Annotated in this window: 23 protein-coding genes; 6 read left to right on the top strand and 17 right to left on the bottom strand. The window is 48.0% G+C overall.

Annotation, left to right across the window (positions count from 1 at the left end):
* Positions 1-61: 61 nt before the first annotated feature.
* From PGL02S_RS08765 to adhE, 8 genes are all read right to left on the bottom strand, one after another.
* Entirely contained in the window at positions 62-847 is a 786-nt protein-coding gene (locus PGL02S_RS08765; protein ID WP_036636735.1) for a response regulator transcription factor, read from the bottom strand.
* Positions 825-2681: a cache domain-containing sensor histidine kinase gene (locus tag PGL02S_RS08760; RefSeq protein ID WP_006209340.1), complete on the bottom strand. Its 1857-nt coding sequence runs from the start codon at positions 2679-2681 to the stop codon at positions 825-827. Before PGL02S_RS08760 ends, PGL02S_RS08765 begins: the two co-directional genes overlap by 23 nt.
* Before the next feature lie 21 nt (positions 2682-2702).
* Positions 2703-3530 (bottom strand): carbohydrate ABC transporter permease, encoded by an 828-nt coding sequence (locus PGL02S_RS08755; RefSeq protein WP_006209339.1) that lies wholly within the window; start codon positions 3528-3530, stop codon positions 2703-2705.
* On the bottom strand, positions 3530-4414 hold the full coding sequence (locus PGL02S_RS08750; RefSeq protein WP_006209338.1) for a carbohydrate ABC transporter permease: 885 nt from the start codon (positions 4412-4414) through the stop codon (positions 3530-3532). Before PGL02S_RS08750 ends, PGL02S_RS08755 begins: the two co-directional genes overlap by 1 nt.
* Positions 4415-4506: 92 nt before the next feature.
* The gene (locus PGL02S_RS08745; RefSeq protein WP_036636733.1) at positions 4507-5859 is read right to left on the bottom strand and encodes an ABC transporter substrate-binding protein; all 1353 of its coding nucleotides are present in this window, start codon (positions 5857-5859) and stop codon (positions 4507-4509) included.
* Between the two features lie 220 nt (positions 5860-6079).
* The gene (gene pflA, locus PGL02S_RS08740) at positions 6080-6808 is read right to left on the bottom strand and encodes a pyruvate formate-lyase-activating protein (RefSeq protein WP_036636730.1); all 729 of its coding nucleotides are present in this window, start codon (positions 6806-6808) and stop codon (positions 6080-6082) included.
* Positions 6809-6851: 43 nt separating this feature from the next.
* On the bottom strand, positions 6852-9098 hold the full coding sequence (pflB, locus tag PGL02S_RS08735) for a formate C-acetyltransferase (protein ID WP_036636728.1): 2247 nt from the start codon (positions 9096-9098) through the stop codon (positions 6852-6854).
* 309 nt (positions 9099-9407) lie between these two features.
* Positions 9408-12017 (bottom strand): bifunctional acetaldehyde-CoA/alcohol dehydrogenase, encoded by a 2610-nt coding sequence (gene adhE, locus PGL02S_RS08730; RefSeq protein WP_036636726.1) that lies wholly within the window; start codon positions 12015-12017, stop codon positions 9408-9410.
* A 276-nt stretch (positions 12018-12293) separates the two neighbouring features.
* Between adhE and PGL02S_RS08725 the strand changes: the two genes are divergently transcribed.
* The gene (locus tag PGL02S_RS08725; RefSeq protein ID WP_036636723.1) at positions 12294-13019 is read left to right on the top strand and encodes a Crp/Fnr family transcriptional regulator; all 726 of its coding nucleotides are present in this window, start codon (positions 12294-12296) and stop codon (positions 13017-13019) included.
* Between the two features lie 89 nt (positions 13020-13108).
* On the top strand, positions 13109-13267 hold the full coding sequence (locus PGL02S_RS08720; protein ID WP_006209333.1) for a hypothetical protein: 159 nt from the start codon (positions 13109-13111) through the stop codon (positions 13265-13267).
* Between the two features lie 60 nt (positions 13268-13327).
* Here the strand turns inward: PGL02S_RS08720 and PGL02S_RS08715 are convergent, their stop codons facing one another.
* The 7 genes from PGL02S_RS08715 to PGL02S_RS08685 all read right to left on the bottom strand — a co-directional run bounded on the left by PGL02S_RS08715 (position 13328) and on the right by PGL02S_RS08685 (position 19711).
* Complete coding sequence (locus PGL02S_RS08715; protein ID WP_036636721.1) at positions 13328-14005, bottom strand: hypothetical protein; 678 nt, start codon at positions 14003-14005, stop codon at positions 13328-13330.
* A 180-nt stretch (positions 14006-14185) separates the two neighbouring features.
* On the bottom strand, positions 14186-14506 hold the full coding sequence (locus tag PGL02S_RS08710) for a winged helix-turn-helix transcriptional regulator (RefSeq protein WP_006209331.1): 321 nt from the start codon (positions 14504-14506) through the stop codon (positions 14186-14188).
* Positions 14507-14662: 156 nt separating this feature from the next.
* Complete coding sequence (locus PGL02S_RS08705; protein WP_036636718.1) at positions 14663-15325, bottom strand: uracil-DNA glycosylase; 663 nt, start codon at positions 15323-15325, stop codon at positions 14663-14665.
* Between the two features lie 172 nt (positions 15326-15497).
* Entirely contained in the window at positions 15498-16220 is a 723-nt protein-coding gene (locus tag PGL02S_RS08700) for a ThuA domain-containing protein (protein WP_006209329.1), read from the bottom strand.
* A gap of 46 nt (positions 16221-16266) precedes the next feature.
* Positions 16267-17235 (bottom strand): sugar phosphate isomerase/epimerase family protein, encoded by a 969-nt coding sequence (locus PGL02S_RS08695; protein ID WP_006209328.1) that lies wholly within the window; start codon positions 17233-17235, stop codon positions 16267-16269.
* A gap of 49 nt (positions 17236-17284) precedes the next feature.
* Entirely contained in the window at positions 17285-18370 is a 1086-nt protein-coding gene (locus tag PGL02S_RS08690) for a Gfo/Idh/MocA family protein (protein ID WP_036636715.1), read from the bottom strand.
* Between the two features lie 240 nt (positions 18371-18610).
* Entirely contained in the window at positions 18611-19711 is a 1101-nt protein-coding gene (locus PGL02S_RS08685) for a Gfo/Idh/MocA family protein (RefSeq protein ID WP_036636713.1), read from the bottom strand.
* Between the two features lie 141 nt (positions 19712-19852).
* On the opposite strand from PGL02S_RS08685, the gene PGL02S_RS08680 reads away from it, so the two are divergent.
* Positions 19853-20671 carry an AraC family transcriptional regulator gene (locus PGL02S_RS08680; RefSeq protein WP_036636711.1) on the top strand — a complete coding sequence of 273 codons (819 nt, stop codon included), beginning with the start codon at positions 19853-19855 and terminating at the stop codon, positions 20669-20671.
* Between the two features lie 101 nt (positions 20672-20772).
* Here PGL02S_RS08680 and PGL02S_RS08675 read toward each other — a convergent pair whose 3' ends face one another.
* Both PGL02S_RS08675 and PGL02S_RS08670 read right to left on the bottom strand, forming a co-directional pair.
* Positions 20773-21090 carry a hypothetical protein gene (locus PGL02S_RS08675; protein ID WP_006209324.1) on the bottom strand — a complete coding sequence of 106 codons (318 nt, stop codon included), beginning with the start codon at positions 21088-21090 and terminating at the stop codon, positions 20773-20775.
* A gap of 95 nt (positions 21091-21185) precedes the next feature.
* Positions 21186-21887: a TerC family protein gene (locus PGL02S_RS08670; RefSeq protein ID WP_036636709.1), complete on the bottom strand. Its 702-nt coding sequence runs from the start codon at positions 21885-21887 to the stop codon at positions 21186-21188.
* 518 nt (positions 21888-22405) lie between these two features.
* Between PGL02S_RS08670 and PGL02S_RS08665 the strand changes: the two genes are divergently transcribed.
* From PGL02S_RS08665 to PGL02S_RS08655, 3 genes are all read left to right on the top strand, one after another.
* A complete protein-coding gene (locus tag PGL02S_RS08665; RefSeq protein WP_006209322.1) occupies positions 22406-23023 on the top strand; it encodes a TVP38/TMEM64 family protein in 618 nt (205 codons plus the stop codon).
* Positions 23024-23109: 86 nt separating this feature from the next.
* A complete protein-coding gene (msrA, locus tag PGL02S_RS08660) occupies positions 23110-24075 on the top strand; it encodes a peptide-methionine (S)-S-oxide reductase MsrA (protein WP_036636707.1) in 966 nt (321 codons plus the stop codon).
* 136 nt (positions 24076-24211) lie between these two features.
* Complete coding sequence (locus tag PGL02S_RS08655; protein ID WP_006209320.1) at positions 24212-24394, top strand: DUF2188 domain-containing protein; 183 nt, start codon at positions 24212-24214, stop codon at positions 24392-24394.
* Positions 24395-24425: the final 31 nt, after the last annotated feature.

Below are 24425 nucleotides of genomic sequence, written 5' to 3'. Positions count from 1 at the left end.
CAAGGCTGGTTGAGCGGGTTCGTATGATGACTTGGCAGCCCGCATTCGTACAGGGCAGATCTTAGACCGTTGCCTCCCCGGACATTTCCCGGAATTCGGATGGCGTCATGCCCGTGGCCTTCTGAAACACCTTGGTGAAATAACGGCGTTCATGATAACCGACAAAAGAACCGATCTGCGCAATATTCTTATCGCTGTTCACAAGCAGAAACTTGGCAGCCTCCATTCGCTGTCTCGTCAAGTATTCCACAAAGGTAAGACCCACATGGTTCTTGAACAATAAGCAGAAGTAACTTGAGCTGATGCCCAGATGTTCCGAGAGCTCCTCAATGCCCAAATCCTGCCCCATATGGGTATTGATATACTCTAATGCGGATGTAACCAATTGGTCGGGTGTTTTCTTGACAGCTACAGGATTTGGAGCCTCATCAATTAGCGAAACGGTGCTGTAATACTTCTCTTTCGCTCTCTTCTTGCGGATTTCCTCCCCAATGTCCCGAATCTTCATCTCCAGTTCACCGTAATGAATCGGCTTGCTGATATAATCTTTAACGCCAAGCTTGATTGCTTCCCGCGCATATTCAAATTCCTGATAACCCGTCAGCAAAAAGATTTCCGCCCTGCTCCCCTTATCGCGGATCTTCGTAATAAAGGACAATCCATCCATCACAGGCATCCGGATGTCCGACAGAATCAAATCGAGATGATGCTGATCAGCTACTTCAAGTGCCTCCATCCCGCTTCTGGCAAGTCCGACAACCTTCATCCCCATCTCTTCCCAAGGCAGAACCCTGCTGAGATTGTTCAAGATGGGAGCCTCATCGTCAACTAATAATACCTTCAGCATGCTGCCCTTCCCCCCTGTCATAATTGGGTATGACACATTGTATAACGGTTCCGCCGGGACGGCTGGAGCATATGAACAGACCGTAATAATCCCCGTACTGAATCCTCAGTCGGTCTGCCACGCTTCGCAGTCCTAGTCCACGCCGTTCCTGGTTCACTTTAAGGTTCTGCATCGTTGTCTGTTCGGACACGTTATCCTCGGATACCATATATTCAAACATCGACAGCTGTTCGGAGGTCATTCCAAGCCCGTTATCCTCCACCCGGATGAAAACATTCCCGAGTTCCTTCCACGCGGATATGCGAATCATTCCCGTATAGGCTATCCCTTCAAATCCATGCTGTATGCTATTCTCGACAAGCGGCTGCAGCGTCAGCTTCAGGATACGGCTGTGCATAAGCTCCCTCGGAACGTCGATTTCATATTCGAACAAATCCTCGAACCGAAACTTCTGAATTTCGAGATAGCTCTGCAAATGCTTGATTTCTTCCTCGAGTGTGATCTCTTCCTTGTCCTGTATACTGATTCGCAAAATGCTGGCAAGCCGGTATACCATTTCACTGACCTTGCGCCCTTCATTCTGGATGGCAAGGACATTGATAGATTCCAATGTATTAAAGAGAAAATGCGGCTTAATCTGTGCCTGCAACACCCGCATCTCTGCTTCGGTCTTCTGCCGCTGTTCCTTCTTGATCTGCGCAAACAGATTGTTGATCCGGTTCATCAAATTGTTGAACCCTTTCGAGAGGAGCAGCAGTTCATCCTCTCCCTTCTCTTCAACCCTCGCGCTCAAATCCCCATCCTCCACTCGGCGCATAAAGCGTACAATGACAGCGATCGTGCCGGTAATCCGGTTCATGAACAGACGGTTGAACACAATGGCTGTGACAAGGCTGATGCCCATAATGACAAAGAACCATTTGGCAAAGGAAGTAACCTCCTGCGACAAAGAATTCCAATCGGTAACCGAAACGAGATTCCAGCCATAATCGTTCAGATGATAGATGGAGACAATGTTCTCATTGCCGTTAAATTTGGCTTTAAAGCTCTGGTAGCCTTGTTTAAACTCGACTTTTTGCTTCATATACTGACTGATATTTTGGCCATCCATATCATTCTTTGGATCAAAGAGGATTAATCCCTCATTATTAACTACCATGAATGAGGTGTTCTGCAGATTGTTCGGGAGTGTAAGGTTACGGAAGATCTCTTCAAACTCCCATTTTTTGATCTGAACAACAAGAATACCTAGCTTGCGAAGTGTGGAGACATCCTTAATGAGCCTGATCTGGGTGAAGACCGGGTCCGCACCCGTCAATTCCGGAAATTCATGCGGAGCCAGCCATTTGGGAATTCCGTTCAGTTTGACAACCTCTTCATATAGAGGACTATTCTTAAATTGTTCGTAAGGCAGGGTTCTGAAATTTTCTTTACTAAAAATCGGAATCGGTGGCGACTCTTTGCTGAAATGATACAAAAAAGCATAACTGATCGCAGGATGATTATATAGAAGGTTTCGAAAACTGCGCTGTCTGTCATTGAGTTTCAGCTGATCCGCATTTGATTCCTTGATCAGATTTTGCGCATCGGGGTCCTTGGCATTCAGCGCCATCGCAAATACGGATGTGGCAATCCCGTTATCCGTGACATATTCCATTTCCTTAAACACGTTCAGAATGCTGTAACTGATCGCTTTAAGGGAGTACTCGGCTTGCTGACTGTACTTTTTCTCAATCGAGTTATAGGTAATAAAGAAAGTAAATAGACCTAGCACAAATAACGGAATAATAATGAGCCCCAAAAAGGCCGTAAATAGTTTGTTCCGCAAATTCATACGCATGCTCCCGCTCCTGTATTACCCCTTGACACTTCCTGCGGTGACACCTTCAATAATCTTCTCTTGTAGAACTGCATAGATGATTAGGACCGGAAGTACGCTGAATACGATACCCGCCGACATCTGCGCGTAGTTCATATTATAGGCGTCTCTGAAACCGACCATTCCGACAGGCAGCGTTCTCAGTTCATCATTAGATAGGAAATAGTTAGCAAGCAAGAATTCGTTCCAGTTACCGAGGAAGTTGATAATGAAAACGGTAACGATGGCCGGAACGGTTAGAGGTAAGATAATTCTAGCAAACAACCCGCCAGACCTCAATCCATCAATAACTGCCGCTTCTTCTATTTCTCCGGGCAACGACCGCATGAAGGCTGCCAGAATAATGACAGAGAAGGGTATCGCATTAGCAACATACGGTAGAATGAGAGCCATATGTGTGTTCAAAATGTCGAGCTGTCTCATCATGCCATAAATCGGCAGCATCAGAGAATTGTTAGGAATCAGCATCCCTATTAAAATACATTGGAAAACAATTGCGCTGATCCGGTTGTACCGCATGCGTGTGACCGCAAATGCCAGCATTGCCGCAAACAGGATCGACAAGCAGGCAGACAGCACGCCGATGTACAAGCTGTTCCAGAAGTAGGTGCTGATCTTGGCGTTAACCCACGCATTGACGTAGTTATCGAATACAAACGTGCTTGGCAGTCCAAACGGGTTCGACGCGATGGACTGATTATCCACCTTCACGGAAGAGAACAACACGAACAGGAATGGATAGAGAATGATGAGCAGATAAGCCATCAGGAATATATGCGGGATCAGTTTCTTCAGTGCTCTCATCAGTATTCAATCCTTTCGTTGCGACGTGCAATCAGCACCTGGTAGAGCACGGTTACGATAATCGTGAAGAGGAAGATCAACACGGCAATCGAATTGCCAAAACCATGTTTGAAACTCGTAATTGCATATCGAATCATATATGTTGCCATAACGTCGGTTGAGCCGGCCGGCCCGCCCTTGGTCATAACCAGAATAATATCCGCCGCTTTCATGGCTCCCGCGATCGAAAGCATGATCACTACAGAGATAATTGGCATAATTAATGGAAGCGTGATTTTCGTGGCTCTCTGAACGCCTGTCGCACCATCCATCGCGGCAGCCTCATCAAGCTCCTTAGGTATGGATAGAATCGCCGCAAGCACCATCACGATGTAAAAGCCGGTCCATTGCCAGCCGTTCGTAATGAGGATGGCAATCATGGCCCATTTTCGATCAGACAGCCAGTAAATTGGCTCAACGCCAACCAATCCTAAAATTTCATTCATCAGGCCAAAGTCCGGGTTGTAAATGAACCCCCACAAAATGCCGATAACTGCTGTTGACATAATAGATGGTGCAAAAACCGCTGTCTTGTAAAGTCCCTTCAGACGTTTCACGTTTGCAATAAGCAATGAAAAAATCACGATAATCGGAACCTGGATCAAACAGGAAAAGAGAATGAAATAAACGTTATTCTTAACTGCTTTCCAAAAAGCATCGTCATTAATTGCGGTAACATAGTTATCAAGCCCAATGTACTTCACATCTTTGGAGATGCCGTTCCAGCTCGTAAAGCTGTTATCAAACGCAGTGAAAATCGGGTATATGAAAAAGGCCAGAAACAGTATGAATGCCGGCAGCACAAAAACGATGTAAATCAGAGGATTTCTCAGCGCTTTGTTCATGGTAACCTCCGTATTTATGTCTGTAATTTAGACGAAAGGGCACCCCCATGTCTAGCAGCGGGTGGTGCCCTTTAACGTCTAATCTTGATTATTTATTCCTCTGCAGCGTTAGCCGCTTCTTGTGCTGCTTGAACATTCTCCAGCATCTTCTCGGCATCAAGCTCGCCGCCGATGACCTGTTGAATCCCCATGCTCAGTGCCGTATTCACGTCTGCTTGAACAAGTGCATCAAAGGCAGGGAAGGAATATTTGATTTCACTTACCCCTTTGAAAATATCCTGCATGAGCGGATCGTCCGAAGTGGAGTTCATGGTTGCCAGATCCATCTTCATCGCCGGCAGCACGCCGTCTTCTTTCAGACCGCGAAGCTGCATTTCATCTGTCCACATATTTTTGATGAATTCTTTAACCGCTTGAAGTTTACGAGGATCCTCAGCCACCGAAGCAGAGAAGCCGTATCCATTATTAGCATCCTGCATGACAATCACAGGATCGCCTTCATTAACCGGAGGCAGGTTAAAGTATCCGATCTTGCCTACCATATCGCCTGCTTGAGCTGGATCTCTGAATACGGAGTTAGCCCACGATCCGTCCATCATCATCATAGCTTCGCCGGAGATGATCTGGTTTCTCATGTCCGCATACTCGAAACCGAGCTCGCCTTTTTTGAAGTAACCCTTTTCAACCCATTCCTGATGTTTCTTCACGCCTTCTACGACTTTTGGATCGGTCCATTTGGTTTCTCCGGTCTTAAAGCCATACGTAACTTCCGCTCCTGCATAATAGCTCCATAGATTATTCGTGGTCATGAGCGGAATCCATGCGTCCTTGGAGGATTGTGCAAACGGAATTTTTCCGTCGGCTTTGATTGCTTCCGCAATTTGCTCCAGCTGCGCCAAAGTTTTCGGCACGGTCAGACCTTTCTGTGCAAAGTAATCCTTGTTATAGAAAATCCCTTCAATGGAGCCGCCGATTGGCAATCCGTAAATCTTGCCTTCATGCGTGAATGGATCCAGTGTTGTAAATTTGTCTTTAATGCCGAGTTCTTCCAAAATAGGGGTTAAATCAAGCATCAAGCCTTCTTTGGAATATACGCCTGCGTCCGGGCTTCCGAACACATCGAATACTTCCGGCGGCTTGCCTGCGGCCATCTCGCCTCTTAATTTCTCTTTACGGTTCACTTCGGAGTCTACTGCGTCCAGCTTGATTTTAAGCCCGGGTACAGCTTCTTCGGTTTTGCTGACCACATCGTTCAGCAATGCAAGACGGAACTTCTTGGATTCGCCTACCTGTGTATGGCGAATTGTAATTTCAAACGGTTCATTGCTGGCCGCGCCTTCCGTACCACCTGATGGTTTCTCTGCTCCCTTGTCACCGCATGCGGACAAAAGTGCGGACGAGACGAACAGAAGCGACATTAATAATGCCAGACCCTTTTTCTTCATTGTCTTTGACCCTCCCGAAGTATTTGTATATTTGATAGGCGTTTTCCTTACATCTTCATTATAGAAAGCGATTCCACTTTTCGATAGGTCGATATTTTTCTATCTAAGGGATAAAATCCTCCACAAAAAACAATAACCCTTCCATAATGAGGAAAGGTTATTGTTATAAATAATAACATATTATGTTCAGTATAATACAGCAAAATTAGTTCGCCACCGATTATTTTTGCTCGGCTGCTTCGCCAATCAACTGATAAGCGCGTGCGATTTCTTCCTCTGACGGTGACGGAACTCCTTCTAGCGGATATGCCATTCCGTGTTCCTTCCATTTGTACACACCCATCTGATGGTAGGGCAGAATTTCGAATTTATCAACGCCTTGTAAAGTGCGAATAAATTGACCGAGTGCCCTCAGGTCGTGTTCGCTGTCATGGATACCCGGCACATATACGTGCCGGACCCACATTTTTCGACCATGGTGGGACAGCCAGCGGGCGGTCTTCAGCGTCCTCTCATTCGACTTCCCGGTCAGCTTGATATGCTTCTCATCGTTGATATGCTTCAGATCGAGCAGAACCAAGTCGGTATGCTCCAGCAGCTCCGATATTTTCTCCGGCTCATTATAACCGTTGCTGTCAAGGGTCGTGTGCAGATTCCAGCGGCGCTTTACTTCCTTAAACAGCTCGGTTACAAAAGGATACTGCAGTGTCGGCTCGCCTCCGGATACGGTCAGCCCTCCACCGGAAGAACGATAGTAACTTAGATAAGGCTCAATCTGAGCCAGCACATCCTCTACCGTCATTTCCTGTCCTTCATGCAATCCCCACGTATCCGGATTGTGGCAATATTGACACTTCAGCAGACATCCCTGCATGAAGAGTACAAAGCGGATACCTGGACCGTCCACCGTTCCGAACGTTTCTATGGAGTGTATATGACCTTTAAGCATAGGGCGTCATCCTTTCTGTATCCGCTGTTGTTACTTTCCATTCTTACATCGTACCGTGGAAGGTACGATTGATCACGTCGAGCTGCTGTTCGCGTGTCAGTTTGACAAAATTGACCGCATACCCGGATACCCGGATCGTTAACTGCGGATAATTCTCCGGATGTTCCATCGCATCCATCAGCTGCTCCCGGTCAAACACGTTCACGTTCAGATGATGAGCCTTGCTTCCAAAATATCCATCCAGCATCGCAACCAGATTGTTCACGCGAATCTCGCTTTCCTTCCCGAGGGCTTTCGGTACAATCGAGAATGTATTCGATATCCCGTCGAGGCTGTCCTCATAAGGCAGCTTGGCCACGGAAGTCAATGAAGCGAGGGCACCCTTCTTATCGCGTCCGTGCATAGGGTTCGCACCCGGCGCAAACGGCTCGCCCTCCTTGCGGCCGTCCGGTGTGGTTCCCGTTTTCTTGCCGTATACGACATTGGACGTAATGGTCAGCACCGATTGGGTCGGCATCGCATCGCGGTATGCCTTGTGTTTGCGAATCATGCTCATGAAGGCTTCAACGAGTTCTACGGCGATGTCGTCAACCCGATCGTCGTTGTTACCGTAGCACGGAAAGTCGCCTTCTATTTCAAAATCAACTGCAATCCCTTGCTCATTGCGTACAGGCTTCACCTGTGCATGCTTGATTGCACTCAGCGAATCCGCCGCTACGGACAGGCCCGCTATACCGCATGCCATCGTCCGCAGAATATCCCGATCATGAAGCGCCATTTCAATCCGTTCGTAGCTGTATTTATCATGCATATAGTGGATCACGTTCAGTGTGTTCATATACAGCTTTGCAAGCCATTCCATCATCGGCTTGAATCGCTTCATGACCTCGTCATAACTCAGAACCTCTGCCGTAATAGCAGGGTATTCCGGACCAACCTGGGCGCCGGATTTCTCATCCTTCCCGCCGTTGATCGCATACAGGAGCGCTTTGGCCAGATTGGCTCTGGCTCCGAAGAACTGCATCTGTTTCCCGATGCGCATAGCGGATACGCAGCAAGCAATCCCGTAATCGTCTCCGTAAATCGGACGCATGAGATCATCGTTCTCATATTGGATCGAGCTGGTTTCGATCGATACCTTCGAGCAGTATTTCTTGAAGCCTTCGGGCAGTTTCTCAGACCATAATACCGTCAAGTTCGGTTCCGGGGCAGGGCCCAAATTATACAACGTATGCAGGAAACGGAAGCTGTTCTTGGTTACTCTTGTTCCCCCATTTAACGACATACCGCCAATCGATTCTGTGACCCATGTTGGATCACCGCTGAACAGTTCATTGTAGTCCGGTGTACGCAGGAACTTCACGATCCGCAGTTTCATGACAAAATGGTCAACCAGCTCCTGTGCAGTCTCTTCCGTCAGCTTGCCTTCAGCCAGATCACGCTGGATGTAGATATCAAGGAAAGTAGATACCCGGCCAAGCGACATGGCTGCGCCATTCTGTTCCTTGATAGCAGCTAAATAACCGAAATACAGCCATTGGAATGCTTCCTTCGCCGTATTCGCAGGCTTCGAAATGTCAAAGCCGTGCATGCCCGCCATTTCCTTCAATTCCTTAAGTGCACGGATTTGCTCTGACAGCTCTTCCCGCAATCGGATCACCGGCTCATCCATCGCATCAACCTCAAGCTCACCCAGCTCTCGCAATTTATCCTGGATCAAGACATCTACACCATACAAGGAGATTCTACGATAATCGCCAATAATACGACCGCGGCCATAAGCATCGGGAAGACCTGTAATAATCCCTGCCTTACGGGCTGCCCTCATCTCCGAGGTATAGGCATCAAACACGCCCTGGTTATGTGTTTTGCGTATGCCTGAGAAGATGTCCACTACCGCTTGCGGCATTTCAAAACCATATGCGTTGCAAGCATCAATCATCATTCGGATTCCGCCGAACGGCTGAATCGAACGCTTGAACGGCTCATCCGTCTGTACGCCGACGATCTGTTCCTTCTCCTTATCCAAATAGCCAGGTTGATGGGACACAATCGTGGAAGGCGTATTCACATCAACATCCAGCACCCCGCCATTATCCCGTTCTTTTTTGGTTAAATCCGATACGATATCCCAGAGTGCCTTCGTGTTGTCCGTTGGTCCTGCCAAAAAATCATCAGAGCCATAATAAGGTGTTATGTTCTCTGCAATAAAATCATTAACGTCAATCCGCTTGTTCCATTTACCTGATTTAAAACCTTTCCAGCCCACTTCTTTTTCAATCACCGACATATTGAATCCCTCCTAGATTATGCTGCAGCTTGCTGCACAGGCGGAGTCACACATTGATCCATCTCAGATCTTAATGTGATTATTTTCACGATCAATATGCCTCGACCCCGCCGTGTACCTTCAAGCTTCTATATCAAAGACCTGAGATTCAGCTTTCTTCTACACTTTTATTGTAATCCTGTTCATTCTCAGCATCTGTGATAAAAATCACAAACTTATCTTTTCCCGTGATTTTTATCACTCTGTTTTACCCGCCCGCTTCTGTTATGCAGTCCGCAGTCCACAACCCGTCTCTCGTATTTCTTGGATTTAAAAGCGGCCGTAGAACGTGTTGCGGTATACTTCCGCAAGCTCTGTGACAAGCGGCAGCTTCGGATTGCTCGTAGTACACTGGTCTTCAAAGGCCCGGTCCGCCAAATGCTCAACACGTTTCTCAAAATCTTGAGGATCGATTCCCAGCTGCTGGAACGACTCTTCGATGCCCAGCTTCTTGTTCAGCTCTCGGATTGCACCGATCAAACTGTTGACGCCCTCTTCCGTCGTTCTTGCAGGCAAGCCCAGAATCCTTGCAATTTCTGCATATCTCTCATCGGCTACAAAGTGAGTGTATTTAGGCCAAGCGGCAAATTTGGTTGGCTTCTTGGCATTGTAACGGATGACGTGCGGCAGCAGGATTGCATTGGTTCGCCCGTGAGCTGTGTGATACTGGCCGCCCCATTTATGCGCAAGGCTATGATTGATGCCAAGGAATGCATTCGCGAAGGCCATGCCGGCAAGCGTCGAAGCATTATGCATTTTCTCTCTGGCCAGCTTGTCGCCGGTAAGCGCCGACTGCTCAAGATACTGGAACACCAGCTGTATGGCCTTGATTGCCAAACCATCTGTGAAATCGTTAGCCATGACCGATACATACGCCTCGATGGCATGTGTCAAAACGTCCATCCCGGTATCCGCTACCGCTGTTTTTGGCAGGGTGTATACAAATTCCGGATCGATAATCGCAACATCCGGGGTCAGCTCATAGTCAGCCAGCGGGTACTTGGTATTCCCCAGCACTTTATCCGTAATGACCGCAAACGAGGTCACTTCCGAGCCCGTTCCCGAGGTGGTTGGAATGGCAACGAATTTTGCCTTCTGTCCAAGCTTCGGATATTTATAGACCCGTTTGCGGATATCCATAAATTTTTGCTTCAGATTATTGAAGTTCGTATCCGGGTATTCATAGAACAGCCACATCGCTTTTGCTGCATCCATCGGCGAACCGCCGCCGAGGGCAATGATGCAGTCCGGCTGGAATCGCTTCAGCATCTCCGATCCGCGTTCTACCGTCGTTGTGGAAGGATCCGGCTCAACCTCCGAGAACACCTCGATAGCAACCGGCACTCTGCGCTGATGCAGATAGTGCTCTACCCGCTCTACGTAGCCAAGCTTCACCATCATCGGATCGGTTACGATAGCAACCCGGGTAATATCGGGCATTTTGGCAAGATACTGCGTGGATCCTTTTTCAAAATAGATTTTATCCGGCACTTTAAACCACTGCATATTCACGGTTCTGCGGTTCACCCTTTTCACGTTGATGAGGTTGACGGCTGTTACGTTCGACGAGGTAGAGTTACGGCCATACGAACCGCAGCCCAGCGTCAACGATGGCAGGTTCGTGTTGTAGATGTCACCAATCCCGCCTTGCGAGGATGGCTGGTTCACCAGGATACGGCAGGTCTTCATCCGGTCCGAGAATTTCATGATGATTTCCTCATTGTGCGAGTGGATGACCGACGAGTGGCCCATGCCGCCAAATGCTACCATTTCTTCCGCGCGCGTAATTCCTTCCTCTGCATTTTTCACTTTATAGCAGGCCAGAACCGGACTGAGCTTCTCGGCAGACAGTGGATATGCAGGACCTACTCCCTCCAGCTCGGCGACCAGAATTTTGGTGCTCTCCGGCACTTCAAAGCCGCAGGCCTCGGCAATCTTGAATGCCGGCTGTCCGACGATTGACGGATTAACCGCACATTTCTCCGATACCATCGCGTGTGCAGTCAGCTTCGCCAGTTCCTCCCTGTTTACGAAATAACAGCCGCTGGCCATCATTTTTTTCTTCACTGCCGTATAGATAGGCTCCTCAATAATGACTGCCTGTTCAGAAGCACATATCATACCGTTATCAAAGGTCTTGGACAGAATCAGGTCATTTACCGCCTGATCCAGATCTGCACTTTTTTCAATGAAGCAAGGCACATTGCCGGGTCCTACACCAAGCGCAGGTTTACCGCAGCTGTAGGCTGCCTTTACCATCGCGGATCCGCCGGTAGCCAGAATGCAGGCAACATCAGGATGGTTCATCAGTGTATTGGTTTTATCCATGGAAGGAGCCTCGATCCACTGAATGCAATCGGCCGGAGCACCTTGAGCAACAGCAGCATCCCGCAATATCAGGGCAGCTTCCCTGCTGCATGCCTGTGCGGATGGATGGAATCCGAAAATGATCGGGTTTCTTGTTTTGATGGAGATCAGTGCCTTAAAAATTGTTGTGGAGGTGGGATTGGTTACCGGGGTAATCCCCATGATGATCCCGATCGGCTCCGCAATTTTCTGAAAGCTGTCAAAAGCGTTATCCTCAATGACACCCACCGTTTTGTCATACTTGATGCTGTTGTGGATGTACTCTGTGGCAAACAAGTTTTTGATAATTTTATCCTCATATACACCGCGGCCAGTTTCTTCTACAGCCATTTTTGCCAGCTGCATATGCTTATCAAGGCCTGCGATGGCCATCGCCTGCACAATCCCGTCAATTTGCTCCTGATTCAATTCCATAAACTTTTCTTTCGCCTGGTTCGCTTTGTCAATCAGACCTTGAATGTACTCCCCTGCTGTCTGTCCCTTTACTTCGATCGTTCCTTTGCTCACAGCCATATCTCTCATCCTCCCATGGTTCATGATTCTTTCTCTTCTACGGTTTGATCGTATCACAGCCATTTCTAAAATCATGTGAAATATTTCACAATATTAAAATTTATCTTTTCTGTGTGATTTATACCTGTCTTCGCCCTATTTCAAGTGAAAGAGATCACAAAGTTTGAAAATTCGCCATCATTTCCCTCTTGTTCCGCCCCACAAGTGAATGTTTTCACGTTATAATGTATTTAAAGATTAAACAGATCAAATTTTAGGATGTTAGGGGATACCAACATGAAAACTGTAGACAATGTAATGGAAATCGAAAACCTAGGGAACACTCAGTGCTTCTCGGAACAAAACCGCAACCGTCTGCTGGTCACCATGAAGGAAAGAGTACTCCCTGAAGGCTCCCATTTGTTCTGGGAAGGTGACTTCGCCGACAAGTTGTACTTCGTGAAACAAGGAAGAATTAAGTTAACCAAATCGACTGATGAAGGCAAAGAGCTTATTCTATATATGTATCATCCAGGGGATATGGTCGGTCAGGCCGATCCATTCTTCAGCACCAATCACAGCTTCTCGGCAGAGGTGCTTGAGGATAGTGTAGTCGGGGTTATCGAGCATAAGGATTTGGAGATGCTGATCTGTCAGCATTGTGATTTTGCCATTGATTTTATGAAGTGGATGGGCATTCACCACCGGATCACCCAGACCAAATTCCGTGATCTTATGATGTACGGCAAGCCGGGTGCATTAACCTCGACGCTGATTCGTCTGAGCAATACGTACGGTCAGCATCAGGCAGATGATACCATTCTCATTAATAAGAAGATTACCCACACCGATCTCTCGAACATGATTGGGGCAACCCGCGAAAGCGTGAACCGGATGCTGAGTGATCTCCGTAAAAAAGACGCCATTGAATATGCCGGTGGTATGATTGTCATCAAGGATCTGCCGATGCTGCAGGAAATATGCCATTGCGAGATGTGTCCGCTCGAAATTTGCCGGATTTAATGTCACTGCGTCTCGCTGTGCATAATATACAGCCTTTTGACCACAATAAACCTTGTCTTTCCAAACCAAAATTAAAGGGAGTGCTCAGCATGCGTGAAGGTTTGATTCCTGCTGTTCTTGGAACTGTGGTTTCTGCTTCGGGTGCCGCTCTGCTTAGCAGCAAGTATAAACTTGCCGCAACCGGTATTCTCGGCTTCGGACTGGCTCATCTTGTGCTTGGTGCGATTGACCTGGTGGAACACCGGTAAACGATTGGAAAGACTGCACGTCATAAACACACCTTCCTCTAGAGGGTGTGTTTATCTATGTTATATGATCTGAGCCTCCATATAGGCTCGTTCTCCGCTTGGCACTTTCAGATAAGGCCGGATCCCGGCAAACCCCTTCGCATCCAAATCCACACCCGTCATCCAGTTTCCCTCCAGCCAGTCACTGCCCGATTGCATAATGACAGCCGGTGCCTGAATATGTTCCTGATACAAAATGACGCCACCTTGAATAGCCTTGAACGTCTTCCCTTGTTGCAACAAGGGTTCGGCACTGATGTACGTCGGCACAAAATAAGCAGCAATCACATCCAGCTCCTCCCCGTCAAAAAACGGCTCACTGCCGAGAAATGGATGGAGCATTGCAATCTTCTCATAATGGGACCAGATTATCATCTGCAGAAATCTGCCCAGACGCCCCTTATCCTGCCCGCCGGTTGTTTTTGATTTATCCGTTTCATAACCGATGAATTTCCATCCACGGGGACCCTTCACCCATTTCTGAAACATGTCGTTCACATCGCTGCAATTCCGGCTGGCGGCATCCGCCGATTCTGGGCTTGTTCCGGATAAAGCCAACCACAGCGGCTCGGGCAAATACTGACTCAGCATCCGCTTGGTCTTCTCAAAAATATGAAGGACTTGCATTGAAGCGTTTTCAAGTTCTGAGATATCCTCTTGTCCATAATGAAAATGGGAGATATACGTTCGCTTGATCATGGGCTCGCCTCCTTGATTTACCGCTGGGTTATATACATCATATAGCAGGTGCATCGGATTGGTGCATGTCCACATATCTTGCTTCATTGTAAAAAAATCATACTTCAAATTTTGAAAAAAAACCCTGAAATGAGTTGTCTCATGCCAGGGTTTAATCGTCAACGGGGATCTTAAGATGACTCATCTTTCGACCCATTGCTCTGCCCAGGAAGCCACTTGTTCCATTACCGGACGAAGTGCGTTCCCTTTTTCAGTTAGTTCATATTCGATACGTACCGGCGTTTCCGGATAGACATGACGAATCAATATGCCTTCGCACTCCAAATCCTTCATCCGCTCCGAGAGCATTTTGTCACTCATGGACGGAATCAAATTGGAAATATCCTTAAAGCGCTTAGGCCCGCTCATCAATGTCTGAATAATCAAACCGTTCCACCGTTTGCCCAGAAAAGAAAACGCAGATTCAAAACGGGGACACATCGTAACATTTGTAACTTCCATATCTCTTCACCTCTTTACGAAGTCACCTTGTTTATAGAAACTCAATAAACTAAACCATAATTCTTGCAAAACTTACGAATTGTAAGTATGTTTCATTTTAGCATATTTTCGAGAAGCTGAAAACCACCTAGCCCCTTTTTCCCAGAAAATCAGCACTTATCCTGAAATCATCCGAGCCAATATATCCAAATCGGACTCGATCAAACGGGATAATTTCCTATTATACAGTACCGCAGCTGGATGGAACAGAGGAAAAATCATATAGGTTTCGGTTGAGAACCTATATCCAGCCGAAGCATCCTCCAGGCTAATCGCCTGTTGTACAGGGCCCTCGATCAGCTTTCCATGCAGCGATGTCACCGTTTCATGGCTTCCGATCAGCCGATGCAGCGCGGTATTTCCCATGGGAGCGATGATCTTCGGCTGGACCCATCTGATCTCTTCATCCAGCAAGGGCGCATGCGCCAAAATTTCCGCTTTGGTGGGTGTACGGTTCGAACGGCTGATGATGTTCTCACCGGACGCCCGCACGATCACCTTCTCCTTATAGGGCCTGCTTCTCATGGCACTGGTAATATACACTTGCTCCCGCGTCAAGTTCAGTCGCTCCAGATAAGCATTCATCTCCTGACCGGCCTGCCCTACAAAAGGTCTTCCTTCCAAAACCTCATGGGCCCCGGGCGCTTCTCCAACAAACATCACGGCTGCGGAGCTTGTTCCTCTCCCCAGCAGAAAACCCTCAACAGGTTGATGAGCCAGCCTGGCCTGGCATATGGCGATAATGGTGGGATCGACAGGTGCGCTTTGTACTTCATTCATGCGTACAGCCCCCTTCTTGTATAACATACAATACCCCATACTTACGTATATTCTATCCCTGGCCTCCAAAAAAATTACGATTCTGCCGCCGCAACTGGAAAACGAGCCGAACAAGGACAGATCCTTGAACGACTCGTCGTTGTGTTTACTTAAGTACGCTTGTATAAAAGGCTTAGACTAGTACTGGAAGCGCACGAACAGGCTGGCTGTTGCCGAATGTTTGCTTACCTGCAGTTGAATGAGCCCAGTTGATAGCGTTGGTTATCACTTTCAGTACTTCGGGATTGTAGTAAGTTGGATAGGTCTCGTGTCCCGGACGGAAGTAGAAAATGTTCCCATGACCGCGCTTGAACGTACAGCCGCTGCGGAAAACTTCGCCGCCTTCGAAATTGCTGACAAATACCAGCTCATCCGGGGCTGGAATATCAAAGAACTCCCCGTACATTTCCTCATGCTCGATCATGATAGGACCCGTAATTCCCGCCGCAATCGGATGCGTTGGATTTACACTCCAGATAATTTCCTGCTCGCCGGCTTCGCGCCATTTCAAATCACAGCTCGTTCCCATCAACGCTTTGAACGGTTTGGAAAAATGCCCCGAATGAAGAACGATCAGACCCATACCGTCCAGCACGCGCTTAACGACTTTGCTGACGATCTCGTCACTAACCTGGTCATGAGCCATATGCCCCCACCACAGCAGCACATCCGTCGAATCCAGTACATCCTCAGTCAACCCGTGCTCTGGCTGATCCAGCGTTGCCGTTCTGATGATGAAATCCGGATTATGCAGACCCTCCGCCAGGGCTGTGTGAATCCCTGTCGGATATACACTCCGAACCTCATCATGGATCTTCTCGTGTACGAACTCATTCCATATGGTTACATTAAGCATGTTGCTGTTCCCCCTAATTGCGTATTCGCTAGGTTGCCCTAAGATGTTAGACCCACCACATTTCTCCGAGCGGCTCTTCGATCAGCACTTGCTGAAGGTTTTGCACCGCTTTGGAGAAGCCTTCTTCGATGGACATCAGTCCATCTTCATGTTCAATACTTACTACATAGTCATATCCAACCAGACGCAGAGCACTCATCATGTCTGCCCATTCCTTCACATCGTGTCCATAACCAACGCTGCGGAACTGCCATGCACGGTCCAGCATTTTTTCATAAGACTGCATATCGGTCAGACCGTGCTTGTTCACGTTAATCGGATCGATGCTTGTATCCTTCGCATGGAAGTGATGAATAGCTCCCTCGCGGCCCAGAATTTGAATCGCTTGAACAGGATCAATTCCTTGCCACCACATGTGGCTCGGGTCAAGGTTCGCACCAATGACTTCACCCGCTGCTTCACGCAGTCTGAGAAGTGTGCCTGGCGTATGAACCGAGAAGCCGCCGTGCAGCTCAAGACCGATTTTAACATTACGGTCAGCGGCGAATTTACCCCACTCGGTCCAATAAGGAATGACCTTGTTGTCCCACTGCCAAGTCAGAATCTCTTGGTAGTCGTTAGGCCAAGGTGCTACCGGCCAGTTCGGATATTTAGCATCCTCATGATCGCCCGGGCAACCGGAGAAAGTATTAACGACAGGCACTTCCAGCTTCTCTGCAAGCTCTACCGTTTTTACATACACATCGTGGAACTCTTTAGCGATTGCCTTTTGCGGGTGGAGCGGATTGCCGTGACAGCTCAGTGCGCTAATGATCAACCCGCGGGACTCTACCGCGTTCTTGAAGTTTTTCAGTGCTGTTTCATTTTCAAGCAGCTCTGCAGGGTTGCAATGTGCATTACCCGGGTAACCGCCAGTTCCAATCTCAACCGCTTTAAGACCCTTGGATGCCACATAATCCAAAGCATCCTCCAGCTTACGTCCGCTCAGCAATACCATAAATACGCCTAATTTCATTGTGTACCTCCTGGTTTTTCATTTTGTATTTGTATTTCTTGTCAGGTTCTTAATTATCGAAATAAACGGCTTTTCCTGTCTTGGCTGATTCATAAATCGCTTCCAGAATCTGCGTTACCACAAAAGCCTGCTCCGGCTTAACGACAGGGTCTTTATCTTCAATAATGGCTTCAATCCACATTCTTGCCTCGCGGTCTGCGTCGCTTTCCTTGGAACCGGAGTAGAACGCCACACCGCCAGCATTCAGATCCACTTTGGTTTCATACAGTCTGCTCTTTTTCTCCCCGTTAATGCGCAGACCGTCCTTCATGTCAGCTCCGCCTTCAGTACCTGCCAGAACGGCCTTGGCTTCGCCAGTCTCAACAACGTTAAGCGCCCAGCTGGATTCCAGAACAATCGTTGCACCGTTCTCCATGGTGATGAATCCGAACGCTGAATCCTCCACCTTGAATTCCTTCGGATCCCAAGGACCGAACGCATTCGCAGCATTCTCACGATGTCCCAGCTTATGGAAGGTTGATCCAAGCACACTCTTCGGCTTGTAGTTGTCCATCAGCCACAGCGTCAAGTCCAGCGCGTGGGTACCGATATCGATCAGCGGTCCTCCGCCCTGCTTCTCTTCATCAAGGAATACACCCCAAGTCGGAACGGCACGGCGGCGGATGGCAAGTGCTTTACCGTAATAAATCTCGCCGAGCTCGCCTTCTTCACAGATTCCTTTCAAATACATGCTATCGTCACGGAAACGGTTATTGTAACCGATGGTAAGTTTTTTTCCGGTACGCTCTGCAGCGTCCAGCATCGCCTTGGCTTCAGATACCGTCTTGGCCATTGGCTTCTCGCACATAACGTGCTTACCGGCTTCCAAAGAGGCTACCGTAATTTCAGAGTGGGAATCGTTTGGCGTACATACATGGATGACATCAATACTGCCGTCTTGAAGCAGCTCTCTGAAGTCCGTATATACTTTGGCACCTTCGACTCCGTACTCATCGGCTGCTTTTTGCGCACGCTCTTCTACGATGTCGCAGAAAGCTACCATTTCTGCCTGTTCCTGCTTCTTCAGGCTTGGCATATGCTTGCCGTTGGCAATTCCCCCGCAACCGATGATTCCGATCTTCAATGTTTTCGACATGTCCATTTCCTCCCATACGCATCTGTTAATTTTGGATACACTCCAAATATTATTGCAACGCTTTCATGCGGATTGCTGCCAAGAGTTCATTCCTGCCAAATCCGTCAGAAGCTGGTTTGCAAGTACTTCATAACCAGTTTACAAGAATAGAAGCCGGGCTGCCAGTTCGCTAAAGGCTCATGGATACATACGAGAAAACCAGGACCTGCCTGCTCGCCATTCAGTCACTCACAGTGCCATTTATTCAGCAGATTCTGCCTGCTGCGGCGATGGAAGTCTGCCGAAACGGTATGTGCTTTGCAGAACAATATGTCTGCCTTCAAGCGACGACTGCTGAAATGACTGCATGATCTCCAGCACATGGTAAGCCAAGCGAGCGCTGACGCGGTGGTCCTTCTGCTCATGGATCGATTGAATCATGTCATCAATGCCCAGACCCCGCTCATTCTTGCCGCATTCAAATACAGGATCCAGCAATCCCCACTCTTCGGAGCCTGGTTTACGAAGCTTTACCTCTCCATTGAAGAAATTGGGATCACCCAAACTAAGACTTCCCTGGGTACCGTAGATTTCAAGCCATGGCAGTCCAGAACCGCCGAAGATATCAAAACTTGTAATCATGGTCGCAATGGCACCGTTCTCAAAATCCATCGTTCCGGCTAAATGCGTCGGTGTTTGCACTGTTATCGGTTTTCCCTCCAGCGGGCCGGAGCCGACAACGCGGTCGGGAATCTGAATGCCTGTGGATGCGCTGATCCGGCTTGCAGGACCCAGCAGCTCAACCAAGGCCGATACATAATAAGGCCCCATGTCCATCATGGGTCCTCCACCCGACGCGTAGAAAAATTCAGGATTCGGATGCCAGGCCTCCGGACCGGAACCCATCATGAATGCCGTAGCAGCGATAGGCCTGCCAATCAGGCCGGATTCAATGGCCGCTTTAGCCGTTTGTACACCGGATCCCAGAAAAGTATCGGGTGCGCAGCCGACACGAAGGCCTTTTTGATCCGCAAGATTCAGCACACGGCGGCCTTCATCAAGGGTAATAGCCAGCGGCTTTTCACTGTAAACATGCTTACCTGCTTCCAGGGAGGCAATATCAACATTGGCGTGGCTTGACGGAATGGTCAAATTAATAATGAACTCAATATCAGTCTGTGCGAGCATCTCCTCAACGGTATACACGTTCGGGATGTTGAACTCATCAGCTTTCGTTTTCGCGTTTTCGATAATAAGGTCAGCACATGCCACGATTTCAACCCAAGGGCTGTTCTTTAAGTTCGTGAAGTATATGCCGCTGATGTTTCCGCAGCCAATTATACCTGCTTTCATTTTTTTCATCGCTGTCACTCCTTGAGTGTTTAGATGTGCTCTAGACTAGTACAATGGTATTCTTTTATGCTTTCGTTTAAAATGAAGAATATGATTAAAACATGAACAATCTGGTCATTATTTTCTTATTCTTCAAAGGGGACTTTAGCAATGGATTCAAATCTTTCCAACCAAGTCGTAGCAGCAGATTTCTCTTTTCACCGCAAACCTTTCAAGATGTCCCTGGCGGACGGTTTTGATACCTACTTAATGCGATGGCAGACCGACGGAAAATGCCGCGCGAAAATCGATGATAAACTATCGCTCATTGAGGCCGGAGATCTGTTGATTTTCATTCCCGGACAGCCATACGAGCTCCGAATTGATGATGAATACAACGCTTTGGGAGAGTTAACCATTGAAAGCGGGGATTATCATATTTTTTTCAAAGGGCCTTGGGCTGATGCATGGTGGAATTCGAAGAAACGGCCCACCAAAATCCGTGTTCCGCTCGAAGAACGCTACCTGGGTCTGTTCAGGCAAATCCTGCTGGAGCAGCGGCGCGTATCCGATCCTTATCCGGAAATCTCCGATTATACAGTGCGCATTCTGTGCCTCGAAGTGGACCGTCTGCTGTCGGAGCAGCCTTCGACGACGCCCAAGACGTATCTTGCTTATCGCATGAAGAATTATATTGAAGAGAATGCCTCCTCGATGTTCAAGCTGGAGGATGTTGCCGCCCATGTCGGGATCAGCGTCTCCCGTGCGGTTCATCTGTTCAAGGAGGCATTCGGTACAACCATCATGCAATACACCATGGACGTGCGTCTGAGCATGGCCAAGGAACGGATTGTGTTCAGTCCTCTTTCGCTGGAGGATGTAGCCGAAACCTCCGGCTTTGCCAACTACACTTATTTTCACCGTGTTTTCCGTTCGCGATTCGGTGTTTCGCCTAAACAATTCCGGATGGCCAGCCGAACGTCAAATTAATGAGCCATTCTGACCATAAAAAAGCGGGTCGACCAAGGTTTTCTCCTTGATCGACCCGCTTTTGCCTAAGATCACATGTAAGATATGCCATGAGTTCACGCTTACTTCTTATCGGCACCAAATGTGGCTACTGCCTCAGAGACAACGATCGCCAAATCCTCGTTTCCGAATAATGACAGCACTCCAAGCAGGGTCTGATCCGGTATCTCACCCGCTTCTTCCTTAGGCACCGTTAATGCCAGAACCCGGGTCAACTGATCGTTGGCGGGCTGACTCGGATATGCTTTGCGGTAAAGTTCGGCTGGATCCAGACCGTGATTCACGCACCACTGGGCAAATACGAGGATCATCATATCCTCATCCTGGCGGTACGATTCCGCAATCCGTTCTTCCATGGATTTTCCGGCTGCTGACTCCATGTAATAACTCCTCCTCATGCGATGGGAACTTCTTTGTCGTTCCTTTCGTCCATGAAGATATTATACCGCTTATTGCACCCTATACAAAACCAAAGCTAATCGACCATCTTTACATGGACCGGATTCCTCTTCGCTTTGTCCTCATTCTTCTTCTTCATCCAAGTTCCAACACCAATGATAATGGCGATGACCAGAATTTCAAAACCGTACTTCAGAAAGTCATTTGAGAACCAGTCATGAATCATGGGCTCTGCTACGATCATCTTCGATGCTGTCCATGCAAGCACCGCTGCACCGATGGTAATAATGATTGGAAAGCGATCTGTCAGCTTCAGGATAATGGTACTGCCCCACACCATAATGGGAACAGAAATTGCAAGTCCGATAATGACGAGCATGAAGCTTTCACCCGCTGCTCCGGCTACCGCAAGGACGTTATCGAGTCCCATCATGGCGTCCGCGATGATGATCGTACGGATTGCTGCCCACATTTGGTTGCCGGTAGATATTTCATGCTGTTTCTCATCCACCAGCAGCTTGTAAGCGATCCACAGAAGTGCAATGCCGCCGATCAGGCGCAAGCCGGGAATCATTAGGAGCTGTACAACGAGAAGTGTAGCCACAATCCGAATGACAATCGCACCAACGGTACCCCACAGGATAACCTTCCTCTGGTCTTCTTTCTGGACATTACGAGCCGCAAGTCCGATAACAATGGCATTATCGCCTGCCAGCACCAGGTCAATGAGGATAATCGACAGCAGTGCCGTCCAAAATTCCACCGACATCAAATCCATGCTTCTCCCACCCTTTCTTTGATTTCTTTTAGGTTTCCACCTGCGAATGCCCTCCATCCAAAAAAAATGCTGTTACCTTAATTTATAAGGTCTACAGCGTTTTTTTGAACGCAAAAAGAGACCTTCACCTCATTCATAAATAAATCAGGCAAAGGTCTCGCTAAACAACAAATTCGTTGCCAATAAAGCCGGGGATAGTTAGTCCCGTCATGACGACTTTATTTATGATATAGAACTTATGAGTAATCAGCAGAGCTGGATTAAACTCTATATCGCAAGAAAACCCATCTTCGAATCGCGGTCACTCATCCTTGAAAAAGGCCACGATATAGGTTTTCTTATAAAGCTACTCCCCTTTGGGATATTCAATTTTACATATTATAACATATGGAAAATCGCTTGTATATTCAATTTTTTCCATAAAGTCATAGTCTCTCCGCACCGAAAATCGGGCAGAATTCCCGCTTTTTTGCTATTATTATGCTATTCAGCTTTATCATGCAAAGCGAGGAGACATAATGAAACGATGGTTTATACCGGCAATTTATGCTGCCGTCCTGGCATTAGGTTTTACATACAGAGCAGAAATCATGGACTGGCTTCGAGGAGAACCCTCGCTCTTCCTGATGGTGATGCTGGCCACGCTGCTGGCCCTGTTCCCTATTGCACCCTACAAAGTCGTAATCGCTGTACTCGGATACGCTTACGGCACGATCTGGGCTGCAGCTATTTCTTGGTTCGGCACAACGGTAGCCGCCATTCTCCTGTATGCGGCAGTTCGCGCACTGTACAAGGAGAACGGCAGGCGCTTGCTGGGGAAATATGCGGCTGCAGAAATGTTTACCACAGCGGTGGAACGCCGTCCGTTTCAAGCCATATTGCTCGCACGGCTGCTGCCCGTCATACCGCAGATGGCCGTCAATATCTATGCAGGGGTGGCCTCCATTCCCTTCTGGACATATACAGCTGCTTCCGCCATCGGTAAAATCCCTGCGATTCTCCTGTACGCTTGGATGGGCAGCGGACTTGCCGAGCATCCGGCAATATTCGCTGCCATTGCTGCAGGACTCATGCTGGTAACCGCTCTAGGCCTGGCGATATTCCGCCGCCTGAAGGCAAGGAAACATGAAGATTGAGCAATATTTTGGTTTCGCCAACCAAAAATGATTATAATAATAATAAGACTTACATTTATATTGTTATTACGACGGAGGGATAATATATGAGTAATCGTTCAAACCCAAGCGAATTGGCTACCTTTGCGGGAGGCTGCTTCTGGTGTATGGTCTCTCCCTTTGATGAGCTGCCCGGCATTTTGAATGTTGTATCCGGCTATACGGGCGGACATAAGGAAAATCCGACCTATGAAGAGGTGTGCTCTGATACAACAGGCCATTATGAGGCCGTGCAAATCACCTACAACCCGGAAGTGTTCCCATACGAGAAGCTGCTTGAACTCTTCTGGCAGCAAATCGATCCTACCGATGAGGGCGGACAATTTCATGACCGCGGCTTGTCGTATCGGACCGCTATTTTCTATCATACAGAAGAACAGCGAGAACTGGCAGAGCAGTCGAAGCAGGCTGTAGCGGCCAGCGGACGATTTGATGGACCGATTGTAACGCCGATTATTCCGGCCAGCACCTTCTATGCAGCCGAAGAATACCATCAGGATTATCACAAGAAAAATCCGGGCCACTACAAACGCTACCGCAAAGGATCCGGCCGCGAAGACTTCATTGACCAGCACTGGTCCGATCCCGTCGATACCGAGGATCTGAAACAGCGTCTTACACCGATACAATACGAAGTAACTCAGAATAATGCGACCGAACCTCCGTTCCACAACGAATTCTGGGACCATCACGGAGAAGGAATCTATGTAGACATCGTGTCGGGTGAGCCGCTCTTCAGTTCTACGGACAAGTATGATGCCGGCTGCGGATGGCCAAGTTTCACCCGTCCGATTCGCGAATATAACATCAAGGAAAAAATGGATCTCACCCATATGATGGTCCGCACCGAGGTGAGAAGCAAAAAGGGCGACTCACACCTCGGTCATGTATTCGACGATGGTCCTGAACCCAATGGACTTCGTTACTGCATCAATTCAGCGGCACTGCGTTTTGTTCCGAAGCAAGACATGTTACAGGAAGGCTACGGCGAATATTTGCAGCTGTTTGAATAAACAGGAACATCCAAAGTACATTGTCCAATCAACGGACAATGTACTTTTTTTATGGAGTTAGAGTGTTTATTCATTTTTATAGGACAGGGTAATAATACAGTACATACTGAATCCAATGAAATGGAGGGATCGCAATATGCCTTGGAGCAAAAATGATTATCCGCCATCGATGAAAAATCTGGAGCCCCGTGTGAGGAATAAAGCGGTGGAAATAGCCAATGCCTTACTGGAGGAAGACTACGATGAAGGTCGGGCCATCGCAATCGCCACCGCCAAAGCGCAGGAGTGGGACGAAAATCACCCCAAAGAGGGGAAGTAACATCCATTCATCCCTGACCGCATACTAAAGA

The organism is Paenibacillus glucanolyticus NBRC 15330 (assembly GCF_004000885.1).
GTDB classification, from domain to species: Bacteria; Bacillota; Bacilli; order Paenibacillales; family Paenibacillaceae; genus Paenibacillus_AQ; species Paenibacillus_AQ glucanolyticus.
Note: the sequence above shows the minus strand (reverse complement) of the source record. Positions and strands in the feature narration are given on the sequence as shown.